This is a genomic window from Streptomyces endocoffeicus, assembly GCF_016741935.1.
Taxonomy (GTDB): Bacteria; Actinomycetota; Actinomycetes; order Streptomycetales; family Streptomycetaceae; genus Streptomyces; species Streptomyces endocoffeicus.
Genome location: NZ_JAERRG010000182.1, coordinates 1 through 856, shown reverse-complemented (window position 1 = coordinate 856; position 856 = coordinate 1). Strand labels below are relative to the sequence as shown.

The 856-nt window shown below is 67.2% G+C and carries 1 protein-coding gene; it reads right to left on the bottom strand.

Features of this window, described 5'->3' with window-relative positions; translation table 11 throughout:
* Positions 1–856: ketoacyl-synthetase C-terminal extension domain-containing protein (locus tag JK364_RS54485; protein ID WP_201858891.1), on the bottom strand; the 856-nt coding region annotated here is incomplete at both ends.

The following is an 856-nucleotide window of genomic DNA, read 5'->3' as shown; positions in this document are numbered from 1 at the left end:
CCCCGACCGCACACGACCCACCACACCACCACCAGCGACCTCACCCCGCGCCACACCAACAAGCCCAGCCTCAAGCTCCCCCACATCCGAACCCAAAACCACCGCCCGATGCTCAAACACGGCACGCGAACCCACCAGAGCACGCCCCACACCCACCACATCCACACCACCGCCACCAGCCTGGACAGAGCGGACGTGCTCGAGCAGTCGACCTGCCTGAGCGGCCAATGCCCCCGCACTACGCGCCGACACCACCCACGGCACCACCGCAGGCATCACCAAGGGCTCCACATCCCCACCAGCAGCTTCCTCCGCCGGTGCCTCCTCGAGGATGACGTGCGCATTGGTCCCCGACACACCGAAGGAAGACACACCCGCCCGCCGCACCCGCTCCCCACGCGGCCAAGCCACGGCCTCAGCCAGCAACTCCACAGTGCCCGCGTCCCAGTCCACGTGCGAGGACGGCTGGTCCACATGCAACGTGCGCGGCAGCACCTCCTGGTCCAGGGCCATGAGCATCTTGATCACACCACCCACACCAGCAGCCGATTGGGTGTGACCGATGTTCGACTTCAACGACCCCAGCCACAACGGCCGACCGTCTTCCCGGCCCTGCCCATAAGTAGCCAACAGCGCTTGCACCTCGATGGGATCACCGAGCTTCGTGCCGGTGCCGTGGCCCTCGACGGCATCCACGTCCGCTGCCGACAACCGTGCGTTAGCCAGTGCCTGCCGGATCACCCGCTCCTGCGACGGACCATTCGGCGCCGTCAACCCATTCGACGCACCATCCTGATTCACCGCAGAACCACGCACCACCGCCAACACCCGATGCCCCCGCGCCCGAGCGTCGGAA